A 2,955-nucleotide genomic window follows, 5' to 3' on the forward strand; every position below is an offset into this window, starting at 1 on the left:
GCCGAGCGCAGCTCGATGATCAGGTCACCGATTTCGGCCTGCGGCATAGTCGCCTCGACGACGTCCCAGCCCGGCCAGTCGGGCCGCGCGTCATAGCCGAGAATTTGGCCGCGCCGCTGCGGGATCAGGGCGATGATCTTCGACGTCGCGTCGGAAGGCGTGACGATCTCGACCTTCATCACCGGCTCCAGCAGGACCGGCGAGCAGGCGGCCATGCCTTCCTTCATCGCGAGCTTGGCCGCCATCTGGAAGGCCATGTCCGAAGAGTCGACCGCATGGTAGGAGCCGTCCGACAGGTTGACGGCGACGTCGACGACCGGGAAGCCGAGCGGGCCGGTCTTCAGATAGTCGCGAATGCCGGTCTCGACCGACTGGATGTAAGTCTTCGGCACCACGCCGCCGGTGATGGTGTCGGAGAACTGGAAGCCGGAGCCGCGCGGCAGCGGCTTGATCTCGATCACCACGTCGCCGAACTGGCCGTGGCCGCCGGACTGCTTCTTGTGGCGGCCGCGCTGCTGCGCCGATTTGCGGATCGTCTCGCGGTAGGGCACCGCCGGGGCATGGCCCTCGATCGGAATCTGGTTCTTGCCCTCAAGGCGCTCGCGCACCACGCGCAGATGCATCTCGCCGTGGCCCGACAGCACGGTCTCGGCCGAATCCTGATTGTGACGCAGGCTGAGCGAAGGGTCCTCCTCGGCCAGCCGCTGGATCGCCGCCGACATCTTGACTTCGTCCTTGCGCTCCTTGGGGCGAAGCGCGAAGGCGAAGACGGGCTGTGGCGGCTCGAGCGTGACCAGTGGCCGGATACCGCCCTTGGCCGAACTCAGCGTCTGGCCGGTCTTGACGTTGTCGAGCTTGCCGAGCGCGACGGTGTCGCCCGCCTTGGCGGATGTCTGCTTGATCTGGTCCTTGCCGAGCATCCTGTAGATGCCGGAGACCTTCGTCGTGTCGCCGTTGGAAAGGAAAAGCTCGGCCGCGTCGGCCAACTGGCCTGAAAGCACGCGCGACACCGAAAGCTTGCCGCCATGCGCGGTGTGGATGGTCTTCATCACCTGCACCACCGTCTGGCTTTCCGGCGCGCCGAGGCGCTTCCTCGTCGCCTCGATGTCCGGCGCGTCGTGGCGAATGGCCTTCAACAGGCGCAGCACGCCATTGCCTTTCTCGGCCGTGCCGATCAGCACCGGCGTTACCGCGCCGGCGCGCAGATCGGCCGAGAGGTCGTCGAAGATCGCGTCCTTCGGCGGCTCGATCTCCTCCAGCAATTGCTCCATCAGGTGATCGTCGTGATCGGCTAATGTCTCCAGCATGGAGAAACGCGCTTCCAATTCGCGCGCCTTGTCGTCATTCGGGATCTCGGCGACCTGGCTTTCGGCGTATTCGCGATAGATGTAGGCGCGTTCCAGCGCCAGATCGATCGAGCCGATGACGATGCCGTCCTTGCGCACCGGAATCTGGCGTAAGAGCAGCGGAACCGAACTTGCCGGCTGCAGCATCTTCAGCGTCTCGCGCACGCCCGCAATCGCCTTGTCGACCTTGTTCAGGAACAGGATGCGCGGAATGGCGAGATCGTCGAGCTTGCGCATGATCAGCTGCAGTGCCGGGATCTTCTTCTCGTCGGCCTCGGCGACGACGACCGCAAGGTCGCAAGCGGCAAGCACGGGTTCGGCCTCGAAGGCGAATTCGATGGAGCCGGGGCAATCGACGAAGGTGATCTGCTCGCCCATGAAATCGGTGGTGGCGAAGGTGGCCTCGACGCTCATGGCGTGGGCGCGGGCTTCGGGCGAATGATCGGAGACGGTGTTGCCCGATGAAACGGGTGACTGGCGGGGAATGGCGCCCGTGCGGGCGAGGATTGCTTCGAGAAGTGTCGTCTTACCGCTTGCAAAGGGACCGACTATGGCGATGCATTTCGGTCCCGTGCGTCGTCCTCCGGCGCGAGTACCCATGGCTGACCTCCACTCAGGCGTTTCCCAAGAGAGCGATCAGCAAAAGTGGAAACCGGTTTTTGCGTCCGATCGCACCCTGTGCAGAGCGGCGGCCGGCCTGTTCGGCCGTCGCGGGCGGGGTTTATCCACCCCTTCCCAAGGCCATCGTCACACGGGTTCGCCGGGAGGGCAAGAAAAATAGGATTTTCGCCGGCTTGGGTTTGTCAGGCCGTGAGGGCGAGCGGCTCGCGGCCGGCGACACACAAGGCGCTTGCCTTGTCGCGTGGCGCCGGCTTGCCGAAGAAATAGCCCTGGAAGCGGCTGCAGCCGGCTGTTCGGGCGAGGGTGAATTCCTGCTCGGTCTCGACGCCTTCCGCAACGATTGCGATTTCCTGGATGCGGGCGATCTGGGCAAGCGCCGAGACGAAGATCTGCGCCACCTGGTCATGGGCGAGGCTGCGGATATAGGAGCGGTCGATCTTGACGCTGTCGATGGGCAGCGACTTCAGATAGTTGAAGCCGCAATGTCCAGTGCCGAAGTCGTCGAGCGCGATGTGGAAGCCGAGGCCGCGCAGCGCCTCCAGGCGCCTCAGCACCTCGGGCGTCGCGGCCGTCGCCACCGTCTCGGTGATTTCGATGATGAATTGCGAGGCGGACCGGCCGGTCTCGCCCAGGATCCTGTCGCACATCGTCACGATCTCGTCGCGCTTCAGCTGCTCGCCGGAGACGTTGATCGAGATGCGCCGTCCGGGAAAATGCCCGATATCGGCGCAGGCGCGTTTGAAGACCCATTCGCCGATCATGTCGATCAGCGTCGAGCGCTCGGCGATCGGGATGAATTCCGCCGGCGAGATCAAGCCGCGCACGGGATGGCGCCAGCGGATCAATCCCTCCAGCGCGTCGACCGAGCCGTCGGGATCGACGATCGGCTGATAGTGCAGTTCCAGCTCGCCGAGATAGATCGCGGCGCGCAGCTCGCGTTCCACCAGCCGGCGATAGCGTTTGTCCGACAGCATCTCCTCGTCGAAGA

2 protein-coding genes are annotated in these 2,955 nt (G+C 64.7%); both read right to left on the bottom strand.

Annotation, left to right across the window (positions count from 1 at the left end; translation table 11 throughout):
• Window positions 1–1,946: elongation factor G (locus EOA28_RS31105; protein WP_128315630.1), on the bottom strand; the 1,946-nt coding region annotated here is incomplete at its 3' end.
• Between the two features lie 203 nt (window positions 1,947–2,149).
• The coding region (locus tag EOA28_RS31110; protein WP_148670963.1) for an EAL domain-containing protein at window positions 2,150–2,955 on the bottom strand (806 nt) is incomplete at its 5' end.

This window comes from Mesorhizobium sp. M2A.F.Ca.ET.067.02.1.1 (assembly GCF_004023285.1).
In the GTDB taxonomy this organism is placed as follows: domain Bacteria; phylum Pseudomonadota; class Alphaproteobacteria; order Rhizobiales; family Rhizobiaceae; genus Mesorhizobium.